Below are 26,788 nucleotides of genomic sequence, written 5' to 3'. Positions count from 1 at the left end.
CATAATAGCTGGACTCGTTCCAGCTTTCCTTGCCTCAACGGTATCGACGCCCGATCGCATGCGCGGAAAAACTGGCCACCTGATGAGGCTGTCCCCGTGCGCCTACACCAGCGGGAAAGCGGCAGCTGCCGTCACTACAGCAGGCCCGCCTGCTCAGCCTCGCGGCGCAGGTTTCTCCACGGGCGCGGTCCGATCTGCTGAATAACCACCGATGCAGCCAGCGAGCCCAGATTACCGCACTCTTTGAGGCTGCGTCCGCTTGTGTAGCCGTAGAGAAAGCCGGCGGCATAGAGGTCTCCGGCGCCCGTCGTGTCGACCAGTTCTTTGATCTGCATCGCGTCGATAACTACTGTCTCATTGCCGCAAGCGATCACTGATCCCTTTTCGGAACGAGTGACGGCGGCGATTTTGCAATCCTTGCGGATAGCGGCGACTGCTTCCTCGAGGGAAGCAGTCTGGTAGAGTGATTTGATCTCCTTGCTGTTGGCAAAGACGATGTTGACGTTGCCCGATCGCATCAGTTCGAGGAACTCGTCGCGATAACGGTCGACACAGAAGGGATCCGACAGCGTCATAGACACTTCCCGGCCGGCTGCGCGCGCCAGCGTGGCAGTTTGCCGGATCGCGTCCTTCGCGCGCGTTGTATCCCACAGGTAGGCCTCGAAATAGGTGACCTTGGCGCCGGAGACCTTGTCGGCCTCGACATCCTCTGGGCCGAGTTCGATGGATGCGCCGAGATAGGTGTTCATGGAGCGCTCGCCGTCCGGCGTGACGAAGATCATAGAGCGGGCCGTCCGCGGCTCGTTTTCCAGCGGCTTGGTTTCGAAGGCGACGCCCTGCGCACGGATGTCGCGGGTGTAGACTTCGCCGAGGGGATCGCTGGACACCTTGCCGATGAAAGCGGCGCGTCCGCCAAAGTTCGCCACGCCCACGGCCGTGTTGCCGGCGCTGCCGCCGGAGGATTCGATTGCCGCGCTCATGCGCCTGTAGAGTAAGTCGGCGCGCGTGGCGTTTATCAGGTTCATCGCGCCCTTGACGATCCCGTTGGTCTCGAGGAATGCGTAGTCGCACTGCGCGATGATGTCGACAATGGCATTGCCGATGCATAGCACGTCATAATCGGGCATCCATATCTCCGTTAAAGCACCGCCTCTATTCGCATATTGGTCGCGGGTCTAGCGATTTGGAATGGGGGGCAAGGGACCTTTCGTCCAATCTCCAAACGATCCCTCAGCCCCATCCCGACGTACTCGTGTTGCTTTGATCTGAAGACAGCAATTCTCCTTCCACTCCTCGGTCAGGTTGGTGCAGGCGGCGAGGCAGCATGCTGTCCCCAAATCGTGTATACTTGCGACTCTGGGACCCGTACGGTCAACAATCTGCAATGCCCCAATCATTAAGCGCCAAATTCAAGAAATTGTGTCCGCGGTAACTCGCTTGAGAAATGGAGCAATCTCGTCTGCCCGCAGTCAATCTACCTTGCATTTGAAATCTTCCTTTAGGCTAAAACCCAATTCTCGAGGGGAAGCCTGCAGAGACCTCGAGTCTTCTGCGAGCAGCTCAGGTCCACTCAGCTTTACCTCAGGCATTGGCAATGTCCGTCTTTCACGCAACATGCAAAAATTCGCGAAGAAGCCGTATAAGGTGTCCTGCGAAATCATCGGAACTACGTCGAACGTGAACGTCACAGCTCTACCAGCAAGAATTATGCCAACTTGAACGGATAAATTGTCCATTATGTAGGCTTTTGTGTCTGATTTGGGTGCTGTTTCAACACAAGCGAAGTGGGAGCGGGCTAAAGACGTGCCCGCACCCGCCTCCTTGCCGGCCTGTGACCACTGAACTTTCATCCAGATCAATGCCGCTGCAAATTTCGCCGAACCGCCGTTCCGGTTCAAACGCATCATTCTGGCACGCCGATGTTGTCTGGTGCGGCGTCCACCCAGCGCTGACGGTCAAAGACTCACATTTCGCGCGGAACGAGATCTCAACGACATGTTTTAGTCTGTATCGATACCCATAGCATCTAATCGCGATAGAACTGTTGCAAGATGCGCCTTGTGGATGGTCGCGACCAGCCGTACATCCTCCAGTTCAAGGGCGGTGCGGATCATCCGAAGCTCGTTCATCAAATCACTGACCTGTTTCGCGAAGTCCATCCGTTCAAGTAATCGGAACCAGAATTGGGCCGACTGAAAAAACAGAATATCATTAAACGTTTTAAGTGGCGTGTTGCTGCTCAGTCCATGCAGGATGCCATGCAGGCGAATGATAATGTCGGCGAACTGGCGCTTATTCCTCTGACGAAGAAGCGCACGGCAAGATTCCTTTAGTTCATCGAACTCTCGAAGGATGTCGCTAGTGATAGGAAGCGCTGTGGACTCCGCCAAAGCATCCATCAGCCGCATACGGATGACGTATATATCGCGTATCGAAGTTAGGTCGATCGACGTAACTTCGGTCCCGATCCCATGCTGGCTTAGTATAAGGCCGTCGTATTCCAGGCGCTGCAAGACGGTACGCATTGGCGTGCGGCTGACTCCGAATTCAGCCGCGAGCTCGCGTTCGTTCAACCGGCTGCCGGGTTGGTAGTCCAGAAGACAGATCCGGTGCCGTATTGCATGATAGATATCGGTCTTTGTCATTCGGCCGCTGTGCTGGCTCGAGTCCGCAAACTCCTGAGCCTCGGTGACGTTGTAGCTGGTCAAACAGATGTCTCCGATAAAAAAGCGAAACTGATTGAAGCTCCGTAAGATGCACTCGATTTGGAGGACGGACCCAGGCATCTGCCGTAGACAGTGTCTCAGTTCGTGATACTGCCGTATATTGACGCCACGGAGTGTGACGCACTCGATTCTGATCGGGAAATCAACATGGAGTTTGAGTTGGTGCGGCTGGCGCAGCCCCCTCTTGCTCACGCAGAACCGCGGTGGTCTGCTCTTCCGTAAACCGATAGGCAGAGGGCGGCGTAGTCAAGGTATCCTCGGCGGCCGCCCGCCTGCAATGTCTCCCTATCAATTGGCTTCGGCAGGTGTATTTTGTGAGCTCTCATCGCCGCGATTGCAATGTCAGCCGCATTGCCTCGACCCGATCCTTTCATTGTTCAGTGCCGACCCTTTCCAGATGTGGAAAGGTCTTTACGAAGCGTCCGAATTTATGCGCGCCGCAGCTAACGGCCGAATAGCGAGAGGGGTTCGATGGATTCACGTACCTCTCAAGCGGCTCGAACACGGCATCGTAATCCGCGTCGATGAAGAACGGAATCGAATAGCGTTCTCGCCCGGATGTGTTTACCACCCGATGGAAGTTAGCAATGAACACGTCGTTGGTTAGTATCTGCAGAAGCTCGCCGATGTTGATGACGAATGTCCCGGCAACAGGCGCTCCTTCAACCCAGACCCCTTCACGGTTCATGACCTGAAGCCCTCCGACACTGTCCTGAGCAAGTATCGTGAGACAGCCGTAATCGGTGTGCGCGCCAATGCCAATGACTTTCTCATCTACTCGTCCCGACTGCGTCGGGTAGCGAAGCAAACGTTGATAAGTGATCGGATCCGTTATCCTGGAAGCAAAAAAATCCCGAGGCAGGTCGAGGCTGAGTGCAACTCCGCTGAGGAGATTTGTCGCGAGGTCCTTCATCGCCTCGTGACATGCATATACAGTCTCACGAACTTGGGGCAGCGCCGACGGCCACTGGTTCGGGCCGAAGAAGGGTCGCTCAAGGGTAGGTCGTTCAGGGCCGATGTCAAAACACTCCTTCAAATCCTTTGTGTTCGTTGGATCTGTGTTTTCACCGAAAAACTCCACGTAACCGCGCAATGCAACTCCCGAATTGGCGATGTGAAGTTTCATCTTCTCTTCAAGCGGCTGGTCGAAGAACGCGCGGGCTTGCGCGAAGGTATCCTCCACCAATTGTGCCGGTACGCCGTGATTTTTTACGTACATGAAGCCAACGTTCGCAAATGCCCAGCGGATTTCCTTGGCCACGCCCAGAGCGTCGCTATTATCCAGAAGCGGCCCTACATCGACAATAGGTATCTTGTCGAAGGATTGGCGCTGCGCACGAAGCCGGTCGTCGAGATCTGTTTTGGTCATGGACATCATCCCACTATTCTTGAGGAACACAAACACCTGTCTCAAGCAAAAGCCATGCCAAAGAAAAAACTCTTTTATTCTAAGTGCTTGCTTTAACCTGTCCGCTTTTACCTCGTCGTGAGGCAAAATTGTTGTAAGGTTTCCGACAAACAAGCTGGGCAGATTTGCAAGATACCGAGTCTTGTGTACAGGGTGCGGGTTGAGGGACAACGTTCCCGATCCAACTCAGCCGATTCACAGCAACTTCGAGGTGGAGACGTTCGTAATGCCTCAAGACTGAAAGAGCCTGTCCAATGCCGCGGCTTTCGATGATGATTTCAAACCCGCTGACCAGGCCCTAGCATCACGTCCGCGACCACCCTGGTCCGCTACGACCGCTCAGGCCAACAAGGATTCTGATATGTGTGTGTCTGCCTTAACGCTGGTCGGCGTTCATCGCCGACGCTCCTCAATCCGAACGCTGTGGCGCAGACCCTGCTGCGACGGTTTCTGACCAAGGCCTGCATAATCGAAGTCTTCGAATGACCTTCCTTTCTGTAGTGGGCGAGCATGCCGAGCCTGACGGTCTCGTCGCCAGAGCCATACGAGAATGAGGGCCCGCTTTGCGGGCAAAGACTGCTGAAAAAAGCCCTGTGTCTGCAAGGGGTTTTTGATTCATTGAGTGTCATGTAGAAGAAAACCGGCCCCGAACAGACCACGCTTGAGATGGCGGCGCTCGAGCGAGAAGTTGCGCCGGGCAATCGAGGCGGAACGCACCTGCACGACCAGAAGCCGCTAGCAATGAAGCAGCGCCGGCCAGGAGGAAGGAGACGAAGCAGTCGCGCCCCGTTCGGGAGAGCGGCTACATGGACCGCGAAGGTAAGCCGAAGGGCTCTTCCACCTCGACTGCCATACGGTGAACGGCCGCCGCGCGATAATCACCGACACCTTCGCGACATCCGCCAACGTGCACGATTCAATCCTTTATCTCGATCGCGCCGACCGGCAGCGCAAGCGCTTCGCCTTCGTCAAGGCGGTCGGCCTCGATGCTGGCTATGCGACGAAGGGATCCAGACGGTCGTCGCAAATTCGCAGGCCAACCGATGCTGATGAGCCGTGCTGACCGGTGTAAAAGACCTTACCAATGTGAGGCCGCGCTACGATAGACGCGCGACAACCTCTTCAAAGTCGCCGGTGCGCGTACCCGGTAGCGGCTGCGGCACCGCGTGCGCGGCATCGATGGCTTGCAATGGCGGGCATTGCGCTGTTGACGATCTTCATCAATGAAGCCGTGATAGGCGTCGAGATCGTCGAAGTCGCGGGTCGCGGAGCAACAGGGCATCGCAGATGCGTTCTTGAGCCGACCATGCGGGCTCCCGATTGCGCCGTTCTCGGGAGCAATGCACTTGTTGTTGCGGGTTGGCGTCACCGCTGGGTCGATGCATTCGCAGTTCGGGCTGGTCGGCCGCCCGTCCGGCACCCGCATTTTAAAGAGGTTCCTCTTTGAGATGACGCGCCATTCGACAGTGAAAGGGCGTTCGGAATCGTTTTGCCGCGTCGATGGTTCTCCGACGTGAGTACTTGGAAATCACGGTTCCGCCGGTTTTGGCAGCGCTGCGTATCTCACCCGCTGGTTCACACTCACTGAGCCCCGCGGCCTGGAACGGGCGTCCTGATTGGCGCGGGCAAAACCAGGAATAAACAATTGACATGTATGCAGCTAAGACGCCCCATTGCAAAGAGCGGCCCGGTTCTCTGGATCGTGAAGCCGGAAAAGCTCAACAATTTCCTTGACTGGGTGCGGCTTCCATAGGAGGATGTATATACCTGCCGGTGAGCAGGGACAAAGGAAGCTTGGATGTCGTTGAAACTGCTGTTTAGCACGTGCATTCTCGTTACTGTCGTTGTCGCATCGGCCGCGCCGTCCTTGGCCGAAGGAGGATCGGTAACGGTCGTCTCGTTCGGCGGAAGTTACGGGGAAAGCATAAAGCAAGCCTTCCTTGCGCCCTTCCAGAGGGAAAGCTCCATCAAGACCAACATGGTTGACTACAATGGTGGCCTCGGCGAATTGAGCGCTCAGGTGGAAACAGGGAACGTCACGTGGGATGTCGTTGACCTGGAAATGCAGGATCTTGTCCGCGCGTGCGATGATGGTCTGCTAGAGACGCTGACAAAGCTCAGGCTTCCGGATGCCGCAGACGGCACTGATCCAAAGGCGGACTTTGTTGAGGGCACTCTGCAAGACTGCGGTGTTGGAAATATTATTTGGTCCACCGTAATCGCGTTCAATGATGACATGTTCCCTGGCGACAAGCCGTCGAAGATGGCTGATTTTTTCGACCTCGAACGTTTTCCTGGCAAGCGCGGCCTGATGAAGAAGCCGCAGGCCGTGTTGGAATGGGCGCTAATTGCTGATGGCGTTGATGCCAAGGACGTCTATGACGTACTTGCCACACCGGATGGTGTAGAGCGTGCCCTTAGCAAACTTGATACAATCCGAGACCATGTTGTGTGGTGGGACGCGCACGCCCAAGCGCCGCAGCTTCTGGCCGATAAGGAAGTTGCAATGACGATGGCAGCGAACGGGCGTATCTACACTGCTGCTGCCGTTGGAGGAAAACCGTTTACCACAATTTGGGATCGGCAAATTTGGGCACCGGAATTTTGGGCGATCCCCAAGGGTGCGCATAATATTGATGCTGCTAAGAAGTTTATTGCGTTTGCGGCGAGGCCAGAGCAAATGGCTGTACAGGCTTCAAATATTGCCTACGGTCCGGCTCGCAAGTCTGCAGCTGAGTTGGCGGATGATAAAATGCGCCCTTATCTGCCAACTGAGAAGTCCAACTTCGCGACCGCAATTCACAACGACGTTGAGTTTTGGGCAGACCATGGCGACTCTATCAACGAGCGCTTCGTTGTCTGGCTGAGCAAGTAAGCGCTCACATCATCAAATTTAATCGGAGAGTTTAGCGATGCTTGAAGAAGCACGAGCGAGAACAAGCGCCTTGCAGGATCGTCTGAGCGCCGAGGGCATCGAACTCGCGATCTTCACTGACGAGAGTTCCATTGCCTACCTCGCAGGTTTCTGGGGTTATCTGTCGATCGAATTCGGTCGACCGACCTTCCTCCTCGTCCGTCCGGACGAGGAGCCTGCAGTCATAACGCCACTCATGGAGAGTGAGATGGTGTCGAAGATGACTTGGGTGGCAAATGTTCGCGGCTGGGAGGACTCTGGTCCCAACCGATGGGAGAATGTTCTGCGCAACGCCATTGGGAAGGCGCCTGATGCTCTTTGGATCGAGGCGGACAGCGTTCCTGCGATTGTTCGAAACTTCCTCGATGACCAATATAGCTCCGTACCGCTCAAGAACATTTCGCGTACGCTCGGCGAGATGCGAATGATTAAGTCGTCTGCCGAAATCGAAGTTATGAAGCAAGCGGGCCAAATTGCCGGGGCCATGATGGCTGCTGCCCATCAATCACTTGAAATTGGGGCCCCGGAATATGAATCTGCGCTCGCTGTTATGGCGGCAGGTACCCGCCAAGCCGCAGGCTTCCTTACCGCGAAGGGCTGGGAGGCATTCGTCTCACCCTTAATTCATAACCTACAGATTATGCAGTCCGGCGCGGACACCTCGATGGTCCATCGTCGGTCGAGCACGAAGCTTCTTGCAAAAGGAGATCCAGTCTACTTCTGCTTCTGCAATATGGCTCAGTTCAAGCAGTACAAGCTCGGTTTCGACCGTATGTTCTTCGTCCAAGAGGCGAGCGACGAAGCGGTAAAGATACAGCAGGCGGCGATCGACGCACAACAGGTTGCGTTACGGTCCATTCGTGCTGGCGTCACGGCAGAGAGCGTAGCCCAGGCAGCGAATGATTCCTATGCCGAGGCCGGCTATACGAGCGGCTATCGTACCGGCCGGTCAATTGGCGTGGCTTATCTCGAGGCACCTGAACTGAAGATAGGGGACAAGACAGTCCTCCAAGCCGGCATGACCTTCGCGGTGGACGGCGGCGTTACCGTGGACGGAAGACTTGGAGGCCGCATCGGTGACTCGATAGTCGTCACAGAGACTGGCTTTGAGTACCTGACGAACTACCCACGGACGATCCTTTACGCGTGATGTGGCTGCAGAGAAGTGCAACCTCAATGTTGTGCCCGGCAAGAGGTCGGCGTGCAGACCTTAACGCGGCGCTACCCGAGCGGCCGAGGGCTTCAACAGAAGAGGCTTGAAGGAGGGGACCTATGACGATGGACCATGGCCGGGGTGCCGATGCGAAGGTCATACCTAGTTACCTTTGGATGACGCCCTTGGCATCCCTCGCAAGCGTCAAGAGGAACAGGACCACTCAATGCCAGGCTCCAACGAACTGGAGAAAGCTTTGAACACAGTTAAACCCGCTAACCTTAAGGAGCGCGTGCAGAAAACCAGCGCGACGTTGGAAGACGCGATCGTTCGTTTCGTGAATGTCCAAAAGACGTATGACTCGGAACGTCTCGTCGTCCGAAATCTAAGTCTGAACATCGCGCGCGGGGAGTTCCTCACGCTTCTCGGACCATCTGGATCTGGCAAGACGACCACTCTGATGATGCTTGCGGGTTTCGAGCCGGCTACCCACGGCGAAATTTTGCTGAACGGCAAGTCCATCAATCGCGTTCCGCCCGACAAACGAGGGATAGGAATGGTCTTCCAGAACTACGCTCTTTTCCCCCATATGACAGTCGCCGAAAACCTCGCTTTTCCGTTGCAGGTCAGATCGATGTCGAAGGTCGAAATCAAAAAGCGCGTCAACGCGGCTTTGGAAATGGTCGAACTAGAAACTTTGGGGAACCGGCGGCCAGCGCAGCTTTCCGGGGGGCAGCAGCAACGTGTTGCGGTCGCACGCGCGTTGATCTTCGAACCGGAACTGGTTCTGATGGACGAGCCTCTAGGTGCATTAGACAAGCGGCTGCGAGAGCAGATGCAGTATGAGATCAAGTCGCTACATGATCGACTCGGCGTTACCATCGTCTATGTCACGCACGATCAGAGCGAGGCGTTGACCATGTCTGATCGCGTGGCGGTCTTCAATGATGGCGAAATCCAACAGCTCTCCAGGCCGGCAGACCTGTACGAGAAGCCAGCCACCGCGTTCGTTGCGGATTTCATCGGTGAGAACAACTGCCTCACGGGGTTGTTAGAAGATCGCGGTAGGAACGGGATCTGCGCCGTTAGGCTGCCGAACGGGCAGGTTGTGAAGGCTTCCCAAGTTGGCGAGCTCGGGGATGGAAATGAAATTGTCCTTTCAGTTCGACCGGAGCGGGTTGTGCTGAACCCTTCCCGTACCGCCGATATGTCCACTCTTGAGGCGACTGTGGACAAGCTCATCTACCACGGCGACCACGTGCGGATCCGGCTGACCGTCGCCGGACAGAAGCCTATTGTCGTCAAAGTGGCCAATGACGGTCAGGGTGGGGCGGTTATGAAGGGCGACGTGAAACGCGTCGGTTGGCTGGCTCGGGATTGCCGCGCCTTCAAACGAGGGGCGGGGCGATAGAAATGACTGAGGCAGTCCTTGCAGCCGACGATCACGCCTTACTGAAAACGCAACTCTCGTCGGCGCTTCGCCGTCAGAAATTGAGCGCTTTTCTGCTCGTCGCGCCCCTGCTCATTTTTGTGACCGCTACCTTCATCTATCCAATCGCGGGCATGCTGGAGAGGAGCACCTACAGCCCTGAATTCGCTCTGGAGATGCCGCGTACAGCCGCGGCGTTGGCACCTTGGGACGGAACAGATGTGCCGGGGGATGAGGTGTTCGAGGCCTTGGCGCTCGACTTTAAGGATTCTAAGACACGCCAGGCGACTGGTCGGCTTGCAAACCTCGTTAACGTGGAGTTGCCAGGCGCGCGCGGACTTATCATGAAGATTGGTCGCGGCGTTGACCGTTTACAGCCACCCTATCGCGAGGCGCTTGTCGCTTTGGACAATGATTGGTCCAAACCCGAAATTTGGCAGGCACTTTACGGCCTCTCCAAAGCCTATACTAGCCGCTTCTACATTGCCGCACTCGACCTAAAGATCAACAGGCAGGGCGAAATTACGACCCAGCCCGAGGACAAGCGAATCTTCCTGCCGCTTTTTCTACGAACATTTTGGATAGGAGCACTCGTCACGCTGTGCTGCCTGTTGTTCGGGTTCCCGGTCGCATACTGGCTTTCAGTCCTTCCGATGCGCTATGCCAACCTGTTGATGATCCTTGTGCTGCTCCCCTTCTGGACATCTCTTCTGGTTCGGACCACGGCCTGGATCGTGCTTTTGCAGAACCAAGGCGTAATCAACTCCCTGTTAGTCTGGACCGGCGCGATCAGCGATAGCAACCGGCTTTCGTTGATCTTCAACAGCGTGGGCACGATAATTGCGATGACCCACATCCTTTTGCCGTTTATGATTCTGCCACTCTATTCAGTGATGAAGACGGTGCCCTTCTCCTATATGCGCGCGGCGCGGTCACTTGGCGCCAATCAATACACCGCCTTTATCCGCGTCTATCTACCTCAGACTAAACCGGGGGTTGCGGCTGGCTGCCTACTAGTCTTCATTCTCTCCCTTGGCTATTACATCACGCCAGCGCTCGTGGGTGGTGAAAGCGGGACGCTTATCTCCAACATGATCGCCTACCAGGTTCAGAAATCGCTTAACTGGGGCCTTGCTGCCGCGCTTTCGTCCTTGCTGCTCGTGGGTGTCCTCCTGCTCTATTGGGCATATAACCGGTTGGCCAAGGTCGATGGCTTCAAATTAGGTTGAAATAGAGTGCGATGTCTTTGCCCGTTTACGCTCGCCCATGGGAACGTCTGTGGTACTACTCTTTGAGAGCCTTTTGCATCATCGTTCTTCTTTTCTTGGTGATGCCGGTGCTAGTGATCATTCCGCTCTCGTTTAATGCGGAACCTTACTTCACCTTCACCGAAGGCATGTTGAAATTGGATCCGGCTGCATTCTCTCTTCGTTGGTATCGTGACGTTCTTGAAAACGGAATGGTAAACCAAGATCTCCCGGTGGCAAGTTGGGCCTGGCTGTCGGACGTTTGGCAGAATAGCCAGTGGGTTCACTCGGCCAAGAACAGCTTCTCCATTGCAATCGGCGCAACTTTGCTTTCAACGCTGCTAGGCACCCTAGCTGCGCTCGGGCTTTCACAGGAGGCCATGCCAGCGAGGCGGTTTATCATCGCGCTGCTTATCTCTCCAATCATCGTGCCTGTCATCGTGACCTCTGCCAGCATGTTCTTTTTATTCGCCAAGCTTGGGCTTACTAACAACTATCTCGGCATCGTCGTTGCGCACACGGTTTTTGGCGCGCCCTTCGTAGTTATCACCGTGACCGCGGCAATGGCTGGGTTCGACCGCAGCCTTATACGCGCCGGCCAAATGCTCGGCGCTGGGCCGCTCGTCATATTTTTGAAAATCATCATGCCGCTAATCTTGCCCGGAGTGATCTCCGGCGCACTGTTTGCGTTTGGGACGTCGTTCGATGAGGTCGTCGCGGTTATCTTTCTTGCTGACTACGAGCAGCGCACCATACCGCGGCAGATGTGGGCCGGCATTCGCGAGCAGATCTCGCCAGCAATCCTTGCAGTCGCGAGTATTCTGGTCTGCTTCTCGATTTTGCTTCTAATGGTGATGGAAGTTCTGCGGCGGCGGGCGGAACGCATACGCGGCGTCACGCCAGCCTAATCATTAGGTTTCGTATTAAGGAAAAGAGGCCATCCCAGATTGGAGCTGCAGTATGAATATGCCGACCATCAGAGTTACTGGTTCCAGCGACTTCTCGGCCAATCTCATTGCCGCCCTACGCAAGGGCGGATTTGGCGGTCGGATTCTGCTCTCGCCGTACAGCCTGCTAAGGCGAAAACGCTGGCCGCTACCTTTAACTGCACCGTGGCCGCGAATGAAACGAGCATGCTGGCCGAGAGTGACTGGATCCTTCTTGCGGTACGGCCCGAACAGGTTGCCTCAGCTGGTTCTTAGAGCTGGGACTCACGCCCGCTCAAGTGCGGGCGACTTCGCGGGAGCTACGGACTGCCGCCGTGGCGAGGCAGGAGACCTCGCTTGAAACCTTTTCTGATGGGATCGCAACGCAAGGTACGCACAAAAAAGCCCGGCTAGACCATCTTATCGAAACGCAGGCCGTTTTGCCGTGGCTACAGGAGTTCAATATCCTCTATAAGAGATTGAATTCGCAACGAGTTCAATAGGTGCATTGCTTAGTGGGCGAGCGGCCCACATCACTTGGAGTTACAAGGATAGACCGGAATGGCAAGTGGCGTGACGATTGGCAGCGATGGAGAGGCAAGAAAGCCGGCGGCAACTGAAATTCACGATCTGCTCAGAGATCGCATCTGCCTCCTAGAATACAGGCCCGGTGCGATGCTCCGTGAAAACGACATTGCCGGAGAGTTCAATGTCAGTCGGACGCCGGTGCGTGAAGCGTTGCAGCGACTCTCAATTGAGGGGCTGGTGGAGGTGAGGAACGGCATCGGTACTTTCGTGACAACATTGGACCAGGAGCAGTTGCGAGAGGTCTTCGGAATCAGGGTCGAGATGTCGCGATTATTCGGGCGGATCGACACGCGAGAGGTGACGGCGGCTGACGTCGCCATCCTGGAAGCTCTGCTTACGAGGTCTCGCGTGCTAATGGACAAATTTGATGTTCATGAACACTGGCGTATCAACCATCGATTGCATTTTGCCATTAGCGACCTTGTGCTCAACAAAACCTTTCTTGAGATGTGGCACAATCTCTACTTTAGGGCAGCGAGAGTGTGGTACGATGTGTCTCGCGATATCTGGCCTGAGGCGGTTGGCCTGCTGCAATTGGAGATCAACGACCTCCTCACGGCAGCGCGCGAAAACGACATAGAGGCGATCGGCTACGTCAAGCGCAACTACATCAATTTCTGTTGGAAGCGGATCGCATCAAGGCAACGGTCATAGCACTTGACCTGCCACGGGTAATTTCCTCCAGATTGGATTAGAGTCCGGCCCATTGAAGGACGGACGCATGAAGAAGCAGAGATTTACGGAAGAGCAGATTATTGCGGTGCTGAAGGAGCAGGAGGCTGGCGCGAAGGTGGCCGACCTCTGCCGCAAGCACGGGATTTCAGAAGCGACTCTTTACAACTGGAAAGCCAAATACGGCGGCATGGAGGTCTCCGAGGCGAAGCGCCTGAAGGCTCTCGAAGAGGAGAACGCCAAGCTGAAGAAGCTGCTGGCCGAGCAGATGCTGGATGCCGCCGCACTCCGCCAGCTTCTTGCAAAAAATGTATGGTCCGCCCTGTCCGTGCAAGGGGTCGCGACGCCGTAGGTGACGGTTCCAGTTGCTTAAATGTATCCGGCCTCTCGCGAGTGGACTGCTGTTGCAGCCAGGCCATGATGAGATCCGCGCACGCCGTTCCCAATAAATGGTTCGGGCACGAAGCCCGCCTTTTTGCGCAGGGTTTACGGCGTGCTGATCCACTGTTTCGTCATCACTCGTCCCGAGCCTTGCAATCGAGCTGGAAGCCTCAGGCGAAGGCAGGGTCTCTGCGTTCGTAGAGTGCCCCCGGCTTGTTCAGAACGACCCAGACGATGCGTGCCATCTTGGCGGCGAATGCAACGACCGCCTTGTTCGGATGCATCCGAGCTTCAAGGCCATTGAGCCAGGTTTCCAAGCGATCGCGCGTTCGGTCGAGGTGTCGAAAGCAGGATCTCGCTCCATGCACTAGCAGCTTTCGCACATAGCGGTTGCCACGTGTACTGATGCCCAGTAGCGTCTGTTTGCCTCCGGTCGAGTATTGCCTGGGCACCAATCCCAGCCATGCAGCCAGATCGCGGGCTTACGGAACTGCAGTCCGTTGCCGATAGCGGCGAGCAATGCAGTCGCGCCCAATGCGCCGATCCCAGGGATCGTCATCAGTCGGCGTGCGACGTCCTCTCGATCGGCGATCGCCGCAATCTCTTTCGTGACTTGGCGGATACGCTCTTCGAGGCTCAGGAGATCGGCGTATAAATCGCCCAGCAGCCGGCGCATTGCCGGTGGCCCGCATCTGATTGATCAGGCGCGTCCTGGAACCGATCATCTGGTCACGGATCCGGTGCAGCGCTTGAAGATCTACTTGATCGGTTTCCTTCACCGTCACGAAGCGCATTGTCGGCCGCGTTGTCGCCTCCGCAATTGCTTCAGCGTCGATGATGTCGTTCTTGTTCGACTTGACATAAGGCTCCACAAATTGCGCGGGGATCAAGCGTACCTTGTGACCCAACGCCTGTATCTTCCGTGCGAGCCACTGAGACCCCGCACAGGACTCCATGCCGACGATGCTCGGCGCGACGCGGGCAAAGAATTGCAGAAGGGTGCCGCGTCGAAAGCGCACCTTTTGAACAGGCGTACCGTCGCAGCTTAGACCAACGACGTGGAAGATGTTCTTGCCAATGTCGATTCCATAGACGGCCGCCGGCCGCGGCAAATTGCGATGCGCCATGCTACTTTCCTCCATGATCTGGCTTCCTCATGATGAGTGAGGAGGACGGGGCGGACCATCCCATTAATGGTAGGGCCTGCCGCCAGGCGTGAAGCCGTCGCGCATCTGAAGGCCGTGATGGGTCTGTCGGAGCGGCGGGCCTGCCAGATCATATCCGCTGACCGGAAGATGGTGCGCTATCGGTCACGCCGACCGTCAAGAGGCCGAACTGCGAGAGAAGCTGCGCGATCTCGCCAACGAGCGACGGCGCTTCGGCTACCGGCGACTGTTCGTCCTGCTCAGGCGGGAGGGAAAGCCGTCCGGCGTCAACCGCATCTATCGGCTGTATCGCGAGGAAGGGCTTTCGGTTCGCAAGCGGAAAGCCAGACGGCGGGCCGTCGGCACGCGTGCGCCGATCCTCGTCGAGCGAATGCCCGCTGGATTTCGTCCACGACCAGTTCGCCTGCGGCAGGCGCTTTCGCGTGCTCAACATCGTCGATGACGTGACGCGCGAATGCCTGGCGGCGATCCCCGACACTTCGATCTCCGGGCGTCGCGTCGCACGGGAACTGACGGCGCTCCTCGACCGGCGGGGCAAGCCCGGCATGATTGTCTCCGACCATGGCACGGAATTCACCTCCAACGCGATCCTCGTCTGGTCGAAGGAGCACAAGGTGGAATGGCACTACATCGCGCCGGGAAAGCCGATGCAGAACGGCTATATCGAGTCCTTCAACGGCCGCATGCGTGACGAGCTGCTGAACGAGAGCCTGTTCTTCGGGCTCCGCCACGCCCGCAGTGCCATTTCCGAATGGGTCGACGACTACAATACACGGCCGCACTCCTCGCTCGGATACAGGATCGCCCTGTTTGCTGATCCTTCCGAGGCGGTCCTTGCCGCCCGATGAGTTCTGCCGCGGCACTAAGCCTATCCACGCCGCCAACTGTCGGCCGGATCTGAAGAGCGACACGTCTGTCACTGTCGCGGTGATCGCGCTGGCGGTGATTGGGCCAACTCCAGGGATTGTTTCGAGGCGCCGGCTCAGTTCATTTGAACGATGCCACGCATGGATCTGGCGATCCATCTCACTGACCTTCTCGTGTACTTCCCGCAATTGCCCGATCAGCGAAAGCAGCGCTGACCGCGCAAGCGATGGGATGAGATCGCGATCGTCGTCTTCGACCAACGCGATCAGCATTCCAACGCCGGCAATCCCCTGACGCGTTACGATGCCGAACTCCGCCAAGTGGCCGCGCAGGGCATTCACCAGCATTGTCCGCTGCCGGATCAAAAGCTCGCGGACCCGATGCAGCATCAACACACTCTGTTGCTCCTCGCTCTTCACCGGAACGAAACGCATCGTCGGCCGCGCCACCGCCTCGCAGATCGCCTCGGCATCCGTCGCGTCATTCTTCTGCCGCTTCACGTATGGCTTGACGTAAGACGCCGGCATCAGCCGAACCTCGTGACCCAACGCCCTGAGAACCCGAGCCCAGTAGTGTCCCGTCGCGCATGCCTCAATCCCGATTAGGCATGGCGGCAACGCCTTGAAGAATCCAGCGACATCATCGCGGCGAAGCTTGCGACGGGCAACTATAGCACCAGCGCCATTGATCCCGTGGACCTGAAACACGTGCTTGGCGATATCTAGACCAATCGTGGTAATCTTCTCCATGGACGGCTCTCCCTCAGGTGACTTTCGACAGCCACACTTTGGCACATTGCGATGCCGGGAGCGGAGGCCGTCCACCACATCAGGTCAGTGGCTGGAGGCCGCAAATTTGTGGCCTCCGATCCGCGGCGGCTCCATACAGATGACACGGGTCGCATGATAGTGGGGACGCTCCAGCCGGGAGAGGACTAGGCCAATTCCATTGCTCGGCAGAAGCCTGGGTATACGTCGCCGACACTGGCCTAGTCACACGGACGCTCGCAACAGCCTGATATCACGAATCCTTTCATTCAGGCTCTAACTTTGGCTGCAAGGCTTCGGCAACAGGCCAAGATGACTGCCGGCATCGACTGCCACGATTTGACCGGTAATGTTTGATGCTTCCGTCAGGAAGAAGAGCGCTGCCTCTGACATCTGTTCCGGCGTGCCAGCCTGGCGTAGAGGCGTCCGCTGTTCCTTGTCTTCTTTCATCCTGTTGTATTCAAATTCGCCAATGCCGTTCAGCATCCAACGGGTCTGGATGAACCCAGGGCAAATGGCGTTCACCCGAACGGCAGGGCTGAGCCAGCGTGCGAGCATCAGGGTAAGAGTCTCTAGAGCGCCCTTAGACAGTACATAAGGCAGTGAGCTGCCGTTGCCGGTAAGAGTAGCATTGCTGGACACATTTACGATCGCGCCGCGTTCTTTACTCTCCTCCCATCGTCTCCTCATGGCCGGAAACACTGCACGGCTCATCAGGAAAGCGCCAGTGGCGTTCACGCGAAATATGCGGTCGAAATCCTCCGGTGTGACGTCTTCAAGGTCGCCGGCTTTTTGGAACTTTGTGGTGGCAGCGTTGTTGATAAGACCGTCGATGCGCCCCCACTTGCTCAGGGTCTCTGCAGCCATTTGGCGGCAATCTGCATCCTGACCCACGTCGGCCTGCACGACGATGGCTTCAACACCTTGCGCCCTGACTTCGGTATAAGTCTCGTAGGCCTCCGTCTTGCTTCTACTATAGTTGATCGTGACGTTCCAGCCTCGCGCTGCGAGGTCGATAGCACAAGCCGCGCCCATGCCCGTTGCCGATCCTGTAACAATGGCCACTTTGCCCATAAAATTATCCTATGCTCACACACTAGTGGCTCAGGCCAGACTAGCTCGTTAGACGGAATTCCGATGACCTCGGCTCGAATTTGAGGGACCCTTGCGGCCCGATCTCTTAACACGTTATGTACCAAGTGAATTCGGGGCAAGTCTGGAACGGCAACGCGACGGGTACAAAGGGTTTAACGTCTGATTGCGGCACCGGATTCGCGGGCCATAAACGGCTGTATTCGGCCAGCACCTCGCCTTTGACTTGGGCTGACGGGTTGCCGAAGCCGCTTTGCCTTCTAGGTGCGATCCTGAGACCATCCCATGCATTATTCTCATCGCATAGTCTAAGGGGAAGTTTAAATGGCTGATTGTCTAAGTCAATCCTAAACGCGCCTGTAATTGTTAAAGTTCGAATATGATTTTGCACGTATCATGCAGAGCGTTTTTGGCGTGGCTCGCGGGTATCGACGTTGACGAGCGCGCCGAGGCCGATGGCGACAGTGCGCTAAAAGCGTGTTGGGCTAAGCCGCGGGCGCAAGTGGCGTTCTGTGGGTGTTGAATGATGCCCGTCAAGGAAAGAGCATCGCACAGTGGATGCAGGGGTGGCGGGAGCGCGGGTGATCGAAAGCAGCGCGGATTCCGGTTTCGAAAGAGGTGACGATTGAATCCATGACCTGCCGGAAGGCGCTGGTGGGCGCGCCGGCGCACACTTTCCCGGGGCCGGGCCCAGTTGCCGGCCGAACGGGGCGATGCGGCGACGATGAAAGTGCTGCGCTTCCTCATGACCTATCGCGGTATGGCTGCGGTGGTCCGGTGATGCCGTCGAAGGTTCGATGGTGATAATCTGCCGCCTTGATGACAGGCCGGGCATTGCCTGAGGGAACGCCCGGTGAGCTCCTCGTAACGGTCGCGGTACTCCCTCGGAGCCGGGCTCTCCGAGGGCTCGGGAACCGGCATGCCGAGCAGGTCGCGGCAATGGCCAAGCTTTTTGTTCGCGAAGCCTCGGGCAGGACGTGCAACAGAAAACGGCGGATGAACTCATCGGTCGACACGGTCATGACCTTTTGCCGCTTGCAGGCGATCCAACGCGTGCGGCCCAGCGCAGTGCAGATGGGGATGGTGCAGCAAACTTTGCCCCCGGGTGTGCAGCACAATGACTGTTTGTCCATTCTTCGTTCGACCTGCTCACATTCGCTTTGGCGATCAGTGCAACCTTTCCGCTAAGCTGAACTCATACTGCCGCTGGCTCGTAGCGGCCATCATTGGTCATCAGAGCCCAGGCGATACGGGCCATTCGATTGGCGAGCGCGACCGTAAATCAGCATCGGCGGCTTTTCTGGCGATCATGCGTGATAGCTACGAGCCTTCATTCGTGATGCCCACCCGCACGAGCGCCGATGTCCCACTGATGAGCAATCTTCGAAGATCGCGCTGACCCGAATAGATTGAGCTAAGCTCATGGTTCTCACCAACCCAGCCGTTGACTGTAGCGATCAGCAAGGGCGTGGGATCTTGAACGGGACCAAGCAGCAACCGTCGCCTTTGCCGGCATCAGCAGCGTCTCATGTGCGGCTGCGTGAGGCGCAAAATCTATGCAGTTACTTTGAGGCGTCGTCCATTACGAAGCGAAGTCGAATGGAAATCCGGTTTATTGTAGAATGGTTTGTTGTCTTTAAACGTATGTAAAAATGGCTTTAAACTAAGTTTAACGAATGTTTTATTTTTGCAGTCGCCTGCCGCTGCTATCCTCGCTGTGGATAAGCGTAGTCCAACTTGGCGACTAATCCCATCTTATCCCGGAGCGTCGCTGGCTTTTTGCGGAGGAATTGATGGGTCAACCGGCGGGGTTGAAGGAAGAATTCCTCGCAGACCCCGTAGTGCGGGTCAGGTCGAGAGCTGGACATATGGCGCTGCTAAATGACGCCTGGCTGAGCGACTTCCAAATAGGCTTACTCGAGCCATTATCTGACGTTCCTCAGTTTCAGTTGTCCAATGAGTTCAACCTCTCAGATGAGGTGGAGGGGAAGGCTCGGCGATCCGCGTCTACCGCCATGTCACAGGCGATGTTGAGCTCAACCGGCATTGATGTGCGATGAATAGAAACGGTTATCTCAAGCAGTTGATCAGTGGAGTAGTTGGAGAAATGTCAAATAATCCCGATGAAGCCAAAGCATTGCTGAGCGTCGTAAAGCGTTCATTTGAGCCGTCGTATCGGATATTCTGCTTTCCGCATGGGGGTGGCGGCGTCAAATCGTTCCATACCTGGTCTGAATATCTTCCGGAAGACGTTGAGTTGATTTGCCTGGATCTTCCCGGGCGGGGCAAACGCTCAGCGCAGGCTCCTATCCGCAGCATGGACGTACTAGTGTCGATGGTCACTGAGGCGCTCGGCGGGTACAGCGACCGGCCTTTTATTTTCTTCGGTCATAGCGTAGGTGCCCTCGTGGCCTACGAGATCGCCCGCTCCCTGGAGAAGGCCGGTCAGTCATCTCCCTTCCATGTTGTCGTGTCGGCTCATGAGTCGGCGGACGTGCCGGCGGATGAGCCGCCCATGCATAGTTACGACGACGATAAGTTAACCGATGTGGTCCGGATCCTTGGCTTGCTCCCCCAGGAGGCCTTGGCAAATGAGGAACTCCTGCATGACTTTATCTTGCCGCCGCTGCGGGCCGATCTCGAACTTGCGGAGACTTACGATCGGAACTTACCAACGCCTCTCGACGCGGCAATTACCGCAATGGGCGGAGTTCAAGACGAAATGATAAATGCCAATGATCTAGACGAATGGCGTCGGCTTACGACGTCACGCTTTGCCCGGATTATGTTTGATAGCGATCACTTTTTCACCCATTCCATGACGGCGGAAGTGGTTTCGGCCCTTCTGCATGAGGTTGGGGAGGTGAAGACACAACTCCCAGCTTCCATTCGAATTGGCGAGCCCCGACCTTATCCCGAACTACCATTGCATGACCAATTTCGCAAACAAGCGGCACTCAATCCCGAGGCTCCTGCTGTCGTCTCAGAGATGGGGATCTTAACGTACCGTGAGCTCGATGACCTCAGCGAGATACTATCCAGTCACCTGCTCGGACATGCTCAGAGCCGAGGTTCGCGCGTGGGTATCCTAATGGATACTTCACCTGAATACGCCATCGCGCTGTTCGGTATACTTAAGACGGGGGCGGCTTACGTCGTGCTCGACAAAGCGCAGCCCGTTGCTGCGATAAAGCGGATACTTGAAAAGGCATCTGTTGAAGTCGTCGTCACCAACAACCGATTCGCAGCCAACCTTCCTCCTAACTGGCCCGGTATTGCGCTGTCGCTCGACGAGGGTTGGGAAGCGCAACCCGGCAAAGCCAATCCGGCCAATGCCCCAGCAGTCGATCTCGATGCGCCGGCCCAGATTGTATTTTCGTCTGGGACGACTGGTGAACCGAAAGGGATCGTCTGCCCCCACCGAAGCACTGTATGCTCTTACCAGTGGCGCTATCACGTGCTGCCATACGCGCCTGATGAGCGCGAGGCGGTTAATATCTTCTTGGTCTGGGAGATAATGCGGCCGATCCTCGCCGGGGTGCCTGCCTATCTGATACCGGACGATGTCATCTACGATCCGCGCCAACTGGTCGAGTACTTGGAACGAAATCGAATTTCCAGAACGCTATTAACGCCTTCACTGCTGGACGTGATTCTCGGCAGTGGCTTCCTCGACCTCCCCTCCTGTCTTCCGGATCTCCGATTGATTTACCTGTCAGGCGAGGTGGTAACAGCAGCATTGCTTGCACGTGTGAGGCATGCGCTGCCGCATGTCAAAATTATCAATTACTACGGCGCTGCGGAGGCGAACGATGTCACGTACATTGACTTGAGCGAGATCGATCCTGCGACAACACATAAGGTCGTACCAGTCGGTCCGCCTCAGCACAACGCCAGTGTCTATATCCTCGGGGAGGAACGCGATCCCGTACCTCTGGGCTTCTTGGGCGAGGTCTTCGTCGGCGGCGATGTCTTGGCCCATGGATATCTCAACAGTCCCGAGATGACACGAGAAAGGTTTTTTCCCGACCCGTTCCGCGCTGATGGCAACATGTTCCGCACTGGCGATCTTGGCCGCATGCTACCCGGCGGCCACTTGGAGATTATCGGGCGCTGCGCTTTCATGGTGAAGATCCGAGGATATAGCGTCGTTCCCGCGTCGGTAGAAGCTGCTTTGCTTCGGTACTCCGGCGTCTCCTCCGCCGCCGTCGTGCCGGAGCTCGATCCGACGACCGGCCAGCCTAATCGACTGATCGCCTATGTAGTCTTGCGGAATCCGCACAAGGGGTGGCAGGCTTCCTTGCGGGCGCATTTGAAGTCTGAGGTGCCGCATTATGCAATTCCGTCAGAATTCGTCGCTCTGACAGAATTGCCCATTGCTGCTAACGGGAAACTTGATCGATCGCGCCTCCGCGACGTCTCGAAAGAGGCGTGCACTCCAGTGACAGGTGCCGACGAGATCGAATCGGCACTTCGCGCAGCCTGGCGCGACCTTCTCAAGGTTGAGGTTGCTGACCCGGGCGACAACTTTTTCGACTGCGGCGGACACTCCCTTCTGGCTGCCCGTCTCTGCACGCAGCTTCGTCGGAGTCTGAAGGCGGAAATCCGCGTCGTGGAGGTCTTCCTCAATCCAACTTTCAAAGAACTCACGGCTCTTCTCCGCAAATGCGGCGGCGAGCAGCGCCGTCCCCATAACCGCAAGCTTCCGAGCACACCGCCGAGCTCAGCGGGTTTGGCGCAGACTGCGGCGTTCGATGGGCGACGCGGCCCCGCGATGGACATTGCGGTGATTGGTATGGCCGCGCGTTTCCCCGGCGCGGATACCGTCGATGCGCTCTGGGAAAACCTCTGCCAAGGGGTCTGCTCGATCGCCCCGCTTTCAGAGCAGGAACTCAAAGCACGGGGCATTCCGGAGGCTGTCCTGAATCGCTCCGATTATGTGCGCGTGGGTGCCCATCTCAACGATGTGGACCTTTTCGATCCGGACTTCTGGGATATCTCAAGGCGTGAGGCAACGTTAATGGACCCGCAGCATCGCCTGTTCCTCGAATGCTGCTGGAAGGCACTCGAGTCGGCCGGATATGCGCCAAGCCAGCATGAGGGCCGGACCGGGGTGTTCGCAGGTTCGTCCCTCCCGCTATATCTACTACACCATTTGAAGGGGGGCGGCCTAGTCGATCCCACCAACGCCCCGCTCGCTTTCCTTACGGAACTCGGCAACGACAAGGACTATCTCGCCTCACGCGTATCCTACATGCTGAACCTCAACGGCCCAAGCGTTGCGGTGCAAACCGCATGCTCAACTGGCCTGGTGGCAATTGCTGTCGCGGCTCAATCACTCGCGGCCGGCTATTGCGACATGGCGCTGGCAGGCGCGGCGAGCATCACCTTTCCTCAAGCTGGGTATCAATATGTTAAAAACTTCATCAATTCTAAGGACGGTGTGTGCCGAACCTTTGATGCTGATGCCAGCGGCACGGTGTTCGGAGATGGGGTAGGGGTCGTCGTCCTCAAGCGACTCGAAGATGCGGTTGCGGCGGGCGACCCGATCCACGCAGTCGTAAAAGGATGTGCCATTAACAACGACGGCCGCACCAAATCGTCCTTCTCGGCGCCTAGCGCGCGAGGCCAGGCCGCTGTTGTGCGCCAAGCACTTGCTTCAGCAGCACTCGGCGCTGATGATGTGGAATACATCGAAATGCATGGGACCGGCACCAAGGTGGGTGACCCGATCGAGGTCCGCGCTCTGGCAGAAGTGTTCGCGGGGCAAGAGCAAACGCGAAACGCCTGTGCGCTCGGGTCAATCAAACCGAATATCGGCCATACCAACTTCGCCGCTGGGGTCGCGAGCTTTATCAAGGCGGTTCTCACGATTCAGCACGGGGTAATCCCCGCGACCATAAACATCAACCGACTGAACGAAGATCTGGGTCTGGAGGACACGCCCTTCTTCGTCAATGAGCAGCTTAGACCCTGGCCCCGTCCGCGGGGGCGCGCGCGCACCGCCGGAGTCACTGGCCTTGGTATAGGCGGAACAAACTGCCATATCGTGCTGCAGGAATGGGACAGCGACAACGCAAGGTCTTGGCCTGGATCGGTCGAGCGGGGATCTCACGCCCTTTGCCTGTCTGCAAAGACCCCATCGGCGCTAAGTCGGGCCTGCCACAATCTAGCCGTGTTCCTTCAGCGCAACCGCCATATCGATCTCGGTGACGTCGCCCACACGCTACGCGTGGCGAGATGCCCATTTGAATATCGAACCGTCGTTGTGGCCCGCAACTTGGACATGGCCATTGATAGGTTAGAAGAAGAGGTGGATCGTGTGGCTGATCGGACCCTTTCCTCGCCGTCTATTGGCTTTATGCTGCCGGGCTGCGGAGTGCAGCACCCGGGAATGTTCAAAGATCTGTTCGATCACGTGCCGGACTTTCGCAAGGCCTTCCTAGCTTGTGCCGCCGCTAGTCGCAAGGTTCTGGATCGTGACCTGGAGACAGTACTGTTTGGGGAAGATGACGCATACGCGACCGCTTCCTTCGAAGAAATAAGCGTGATGATTTTCTCAGTGCAATACGCCACGGCACGTTTGCTCGAACTATGTGGAGTGCGTCCCGATTATCTTGTCGAACACAGCATGAGCGATTACGTCGTGGCCACCCTAGCAAGCGTTCTGACACTGGAAGATGCGATTGGGCTGACGGTCAATCGGAGCCGCGCTATGTCGGATCTTGGTGTCGAGGGTGCTATGATTTCGGCCAGATGCGCCCCCGACGACGCTAACCGTATTCTCATGGAGGACGCTTGGCGCGCTCGAGTTGAAGCGGGCGAGATCAACGTCGGTGTGGTGAACTCAAAAACCAGCGTCGTGTTCACCGGCAGGCGGGAACTTCTTGAAAGCCTTCAGGAGAGGCTCGAACAAGCAAAGATCCCCAACCGCCTCCTTAATACAGCTGGGGTGCCTAGCCATTCTCCGCTGATGAAACCAGCGGCTGATATCATCGACGCGCAGGCCCGCACCCTTGAAAAGCGGTTGCCGGATGTCGACATCGCTCTGAATTCAGGATCTCTGCACGGGACGAAGGTACCGTTACCGGAGAGCCACTGGAGTAGGCAAGCAACTGGAATCATCCGATTCGATCGCTCTATCGAGACCGTGGTCGCGGCTGGTGCAACTGCACTCATTGACCTTGGGCCCTCGCGCAATTTGGCGTGGCTCGCCCAGGGGGCCATCAACCCAGAGGATCGTACGAGCAGAATCCCTACGATCGTCGCGGCCGCTCGCGATGACAACGACGAAGAGTCCACTGACCGCCATATCCTTCTCGAATGCCTTGGGGCTCTCTGGGCCGCCGGTGTTGCGGTGGATTGGAAGCGGGCAAGTGATCAATTGGAACCATTCGGTACTCGACAACGCCTTCCTCTTCCAACGTATTCATTTGACGGTCACCGTTGCTGGCCGGACGGCGACGGCCAGGTGCTTCTACCACCGCGATCCTTGCCTGCACGCAGTCAGGTCGACAAGGTCCGAACAGTCGCGCCCGACGAGCTGCTGGAAGAAGAGAAAATGTCTTCGCCGGAAGAAGTCAGAGAAAGAAAGGACAACATAGTAAAGGAAGGCGATCCGAGGAGCCTCTTCCTTGAGGAAGTCAGGTCTTTTCTGGGCGCAAAAGAAATAGGACTACACGACAACTTCTTCGACGTTGGCGGAGACAGCCTTCTCGCCACTGAACTTCAAGTTCGTTTGAAGAAAAGCGATCGCTGGAGGTCGCCGCAACTCGATGAGATACTCAAGGCCGAGACGTTCGGTGATCTCTATGACCGAATTACCAGACGTAACGGCCACCAGTCGCCATGACCGCGAAAGTGCGGGAGCATCGCACCCTCGGACGCTGCACTTCAGGCGGGGCAATGCGGGCGGCTGCCCATCCCCAATGGGAAGACGACAGCGGTGAGGTTACATACATAACCGGGATTATGCGCAGTCGATCCGGAGCCGGAAGGCAGACCCCGGAGCGGTCCCACCAGACGATCTTCACTCTGTCCGCCCGTTTGGCCCGGAAGACGTAAAGCGCACTGTTGAACGGTTATGTGGCGCGGCACGTAATGCAGAGCGTTTTTAGCGTGGCGTCGCGTGTATCCACTTTGACGGGCGCGCCGAGGCCGATGGCGACGGTGCGCTAAAAACGTGTTGGGCTAAGCCGCGGGCGCGATTCAGGTTCTATGGGTATTGAATAGTGCGGCTCCAAGGAAAGGAGTCGCAGGGGCGGTATTGACGTGCGCCGCCGCGGGGTGCACGGGACGGAAGCAGCGCCGATTTCGAATTCGACAAGGATAAAGATTGCCGTTGTAGCGGTAAAGACTGCCGTTGTGACCTGCCGGGAAGGGCTGGTAGGCGCGACGGCACGCACCTTCTCGGGACCGACCGGTTTCCGGCGGAACGGTGCTACGGTGGCGATGAAAGCGGTGTGCTTCTTTCATGACGTATCCCAGTATCGCGGCGGTCCTGTGACGCCGTCGAAGATTTCGATGGTGATCATCTGCCCTTGACGACAGGCCGGGCATTGCCTGAGGGAACGCCCGGTGAGCTCCTCGATCGCGGTACTCCTTCGGAGCCTGGCTCTGTGATGGCTCGGGAATCGGCATGCCGAGCAGGTCGCGGCAATGGGCAAGTTTTTGTTCGCGATACCGATTGCCAAGAAAACCGTAGTAGCGGATCCGATGAAAGCCCTCGGGCAGGACATGCAACAGAAAGCGGCGGATGAATTCGTCGGTCGACACCGTCATGACCTTTTGCCGATCACCATGCCGATAATCCTTCCAGCGGAAGCGCACAGCGCCATCCTCGATATCGACGAGGCGGTTGTTGGAGATGGCGACACGATGCGTGTAGCGACCGACGTAATCGAGCACCTGTTCGGGCCCAGCGAAGGGCGGCTTGGCGTAGACCACCCAGTCGGTCTTTCGAACGGGCGCCAGATAGCGCCGGAAGGCTTTGCACTCGCTGAGGTGCTGCAAGGCGGTGAAGAACTGCAGCTTGCCGGCGTCGAAGGCCTTCTCCAGATGCTGCAGGAACAAGCGGCGAAACAGGCGTGAGAGCACGCGGACCGGCAGGAAGAAGCCCGGCTTGCAGGCGATCCAGCGCTCGCCATCTGGCGAGAACCCGCCACCCGGGACGACGCAATGCAGGTGGGGATGGTGCAGTAGATTTTGCCCCCAGCTGTGCAAAACAGCGAAGAAGCCAATCTCGGCGCCGAGATGCCTGGGGTCGGCGGCGATGGTGCGCAGCGTCTCGGCCGTGGCGCGGAACAGCAGACCGTAGACGAGCGCCTTGTTCTGGTAGGCGATGGCGGCAATGGCCTCCGGCAGCGTGAAGACGACGTGAAAGTACTGAGTGTCGAGGAGCTCGGCGCGGCGATCCTCCAGCCATTGCGCTCGGGCCAGCGATTGGCAGCGGG

General features: G+C 57.1%; 13 protein-coding genes and 8 pseudogenes. 10 read left to right on the top strand and 11 right to left on the bottom strand.

The window, feature by feature from the left end; genetic code table 11:
* Window positions 1–134: 134 nt before the first annotated feature.
* The 4 genes from J2Z31_RS12905 to J2Z31_RS12890 all read right to left on the bottom strand — a co-directional run bounded on the left by J2Z31_RS12905 (window position 135) and on the right by J2Z31_RS12890 (window position 4,095).
* On the bottom strand, window positions 135–1,127 hold the full coding sequence (locus J2Z31_RS12905) for an adenosine kinase (protein WP_209602327.1): 993 nt from the start codon (window positions 1,125–1,127) through the stop codon (window positions 135–137).
* Between the two features lie 342 nt (window positions 1,128–1,469).
* Window positions 1,470–1,907, bottom strand: coding sequence for a hypothetical protein (locus J2Z31_RS12900; protein ID WP_209602326.1), 438 nt, complete (start codon window positions 1,905–1,907; stop codon window positions 1,470–1,472).
* A 93-nt stretch (window positions 1,908–2,000) separates the two neighbouring features.
* Window positions 2,001–2,708 carry a GntR family transcriptional regulator gene (locus J2Z31_RS12895; protein WP_234939425.1) on the bottom strand — a complete coding sequence of 236 codons (708 nt, stop codon included), beginning with the start codon at window positions 2,706–2,708 and terminating at the stop codon, window positions 2,001–2,003.
* Between the two features lie 388 nt (window positions 2,709–3,096).
* Entirely contained in the window at window positions 3,097–4,095 is a 999-nt protein-coding gene (locus J2Z31_RS12890; RefSeq protein WP_209602324.1) for an isopenicillin N synthase family dioxygenase, read from the bottom strand.
* A gap of 721 nt (window positions 4,096–4,816) precedes the next feature.
* Here J2Z31_RS12890 and J2Z31_RS29215 point away from each other — a divergent pair.
* Window positions 4,817–5,167 (top strand): annotated as a pseudogene (locus tag J2Z31_RS29215) (IS5/IS1182 family transposase); the annotation flags it as partial.
* A 45-nt stretch (window positions 5,168–5,212) separates the two neighbouring features.
* Here J2Z31_RS29215 and J2Z31_RS12880 read toward each other — a convergent pair.
* Window positions 5,213–5,560 (bottom strand): hypothetical protein, encoded by a 348-nt coding sequence (locus J2Z31_RS12880; protein ID WP_209602322.1) that lies wholly within the window; start codon window positions 5,558–5,560, stop codon window positions 5,213–5,215.
* Between the two features lie 372 nt (window positions 5,561–5,932).
* Between J2Z31_RS12880 and J2Z31_RS12875 the strand changes: the two genes are divergently transcribed.
* The 7 genes and pseudogenes from J2Z31_RS12875 to J2Z31_RS12845 all read left to right on the top strand — a co-directional run.
* Window positions 5,933–7,009 carry an ABC transporter substrate-binding protein gene (locus J2Z31_RS12875; protein ID WP_209602321.1) on the top strand — a complete coding sequence of 359 codons (1,077 nt, stop codon included), beginning with the start codon at window positions 5,933–5,935 and terminating at the stop codon, window positions 7,007–7,009.
* Window positions 7,010–7,046: 37 nt separating this feature from the next.
* Window positions 7,047–8,198: a M24 family metallopeptidase gene (locus tag J2Z31_RS12870; protein WP_209602320.1), complete on the top strand. Its 1,152-nt coding sequence runs from the start codon at window positions 7,047–7,049 to the stop codon at window positions 8,196–8,198.
* A 229-nt stretch (window positions 8,199–8,427) separates the two neighbouring features.
* On the top strand, window positions 8,428–9,612 hold the full coding sequence (locus J2Z31_RS12865) for an ABC transporter ATP-binding protein (protein WP_209602319.1): 1,185 nt from the start codon (window positions 8,428–8,430) through the stop codon (window positions 9,610–9,612).
* Between the two features lie 2 nt (window positions 9,613–9,614).
* Window positions 9,615–10,859 (top strand): ABC transporter permease, encoded by a 1,245-nt coding sequence (locus J2Z31_RS12860; protein WP_209602318.1) that lies wholly within the window; start codon window positions 9,615–9,617, stop codon window positions 10,857–10,859.
* A gap of 11 nt (window positions 10,860–10,870) precedes the next feature.
* Entirely contained in the window at window positions 10,871–11,785 is a 915-nt protein-coding gene (locus tag J2Z31_RS12855; RefSeq protein WP_209602317.1) for an ABC transporter permease, read from the top strand.
* 579 nt (window positions 11,786–12,364) lie between these two features.
* Complete coding sequence (locus tag J2Z31_RS12850; protein WP_209602316.1) at window positions 12,365–13,045, top strand: GntR family transcriptional regulator; 681 nt, start codon at window positions 12,365–12,367, stop codon at window positions 13,043–13,045.
* Between the two features lie 67 nt (window positions 13,046–13,112).
* Window positions 13,113–13,376: pseudogene (locus J2Z31_RS12845) on the top strand (transposase); the annotation flags it as partial.
* 238 nt (window positions 13,377–13,614) lie between these two features.
* Here J2Z31_RS12845 and J2Z31_RS12840 read toward each other — a convergent pair.
* Window positions 13,615–14,571: pseudogene (locus J2Z31_RS12840) on the bottom strand (IS110 family RNA-guided transposase).
* Between the two features lie 66 nt (window positions 14,572–14,637).
* Here J2Z31_RS12840 and J2Z31_RS12835 point away from each other — a divergent pair.
* Window positions 14,638–15,458 (top strand): annotated as a pseudogene (locus J2Z31_RS12835) (IS3 family transposase); the annotation flags it as partial.
* Here J2Z31_RS12835 and J2Z31_RS12830 read toward each other — a convergent pair.
* The 3 genes and pseudogenes from J2Z31_RS12830 to J2Z31_RS29210 all read right to left on the bottom strand — a co-directional run.
* Window positions 15,407–16,226, bottom strand: a pseudogene (locus J2Z31_RS12830) (IS110 family RNA-guided transposase); the annotation flags it as partial. The pseudogenes J2Z31_RS12835 and J2Z31_RS12830 sit on opposite strands and share 52 nt — an antisense overlap.
* Window positions 16,227–16,520: 294 nt before the next feature.
* Entirely contained in the window at window positions 16,521–17,318 is a 798-nt protein-coding gene (locus J2Z31_RS12825; RefSeq protein WP_209602315.1) for an SDR family NAD(P)-dependent oxidoreductase, read from the bottom strand.
* 761 nt (window positions 17,319–18,079) lie between these two features.
* Window positions 18,080–18,370: pseudogene (locus J2Z31_RS29210) on the bottom strand (IS91 family transposase); the annotation flags it as partial.
* 1,022 nt (window positions 18,371–19,392) lie between these two features.
* On the opposite strand from J2Z31_RS29210, the gene J2Z31_RS12820 reads away from it, so the two are divergent.
* Window positions 19,393–25,188: a type I polyketide synthase gene (locus tag J2Z31_RS12820; protein WP_209602314.1), complete on the top strand. Its 5,796-nt coding sequence runs from the start codon at window positions 19,393–19,395 to the stop codon at window positions 25,186–25,188.
* On the opposite strand, the pseudogene tnpB reads toward J2Z31_RS12820, so the two are convergent.
* A pseudogene (gene tnpB / locus J2Z31_RS29950) lies at window positions 25,157–25,405 on the bottom strand (IS66 family insertion sequence element accessory protein TnpB); the annotation flags it as partial. The gene J2Z31_RS12820 and the pseudogene tnpB overlap by 32 nt on opposite strands.
* 402 nt (window positions 25,406–25,807) lie before the next feature.
* Window positions 25,808–26,788: pseudogene (locus tag J2Z31_RS12810) on the bottom strand (IS91 family transposase); the annotation flags it as partial.

This window comes from Sinorhizobium kostiense, from assembly GCF_017874595.1.
Taxonomy (GTDB): Bacteria; Pseudomonadota; Alphaproteobacteria; order Rhizobiales; family Rhizobiaceae; genus Sinorhizobium; species Sinorhizobium kostiense.
Note: the sequence above shows the minus strand (reverse complement) of the source record. Positions and strands in the feature narration are given on the sequence as shown.

What these genes read in the sequence shown, in the direction of transcription:
- J2Z31_RS12880 (WP_209602322.1), bottom strand. Translation starts at nt 5,560, where the DNA reads ATGCGGGTGCCGGACGGGCGGCCGACCAGCCCGAACTGCGAATGCATC.
- J2Z31_RS12900 (WP_209602326.1), bottom strand. Translation starts at nt 1,907, where the DNA reads ATGATGCGTTTGAACCGGAACGGCGGTTCGGCGAAATTTGCAGCGGCA.
- J2Z31_RS12865 (WP_209602319.1), top strand. Translation starts at nt 8,428, where the DNA reads ATGCCAGGCTCCAACGAACTGGAGAAAGCTTTGAACACAGTTAAACCC.
- J2Z31_RS12825 (WP_209602315.1), bottom strand. Translation starts at nt 17,318, where the DNA reads ATGGGCAAAGTGGCCATTGTTACAGGATCGGCAACGGGCATGGGCGCG.
- J2Z31_RS12855 (WP_209602317.1), top strand. Translation starts at nt 10,871, where the DNA reads ATGTCTTTGCCCGTTTACGCTCGCCCATGGGAACGTCTGTGGTACTAC.
- J2Z31_RS12875 (WP_209602321.1), top strand. Translation starts at nt 5,933, where the DNA reads ATGTCGTTGAAACTGCTGTTTAGCACGTGCATTCTCGTTACTGTCGTT.
- J2Z31_RS12905 (WP_209602327.1), bottom strand. Translation starts at nt 1,127, where the DNA reads ATGCCCGATTATGACGTGCTATGCATCGGCAATGCCATTGTCGACATC.
- J2Z31_RS12890 (WP_209602324.1), bottom strand. Translation starts at nt 4,095, where the DNA reads ATGACCAAAACAGATCTCGACGACCGGCTTCGTGCGCAGCGCCAATCC.
- J2Z31_RS12870 (WP_209602320.1), top strand. Translation starts at nt 7,047, where the DNA reads ATGCTTGAAGAAGCACGAGCGAGAACAAGCGCCTTGCAGGATCGTCTG.
- J2Z31_RS12820 (WP_209602314.1), top strand. Translation starts at nt 19,393, where the DNA reads ATGAATAGAAACGGTTATCTCAAGCAGTTGATCAGTGGAGTAGTTGGA.
- J2Z31_RS12860 (WP_209602318.1), top strand. Translation starts at nt 9,615, where the DNA reads ATGACTGAGGCAGTCCTTGCAGCCGACGATCACGCCTTACTGAAAACG.
- J2Z31_RS12850 (WP_209602316.1), top strand. Translation starts at nt 12,365, where the DNA reads ATGGCAAGTGGCGTGACGATTGGCAGCGATGGAGAGGCAAGAAAGCCG.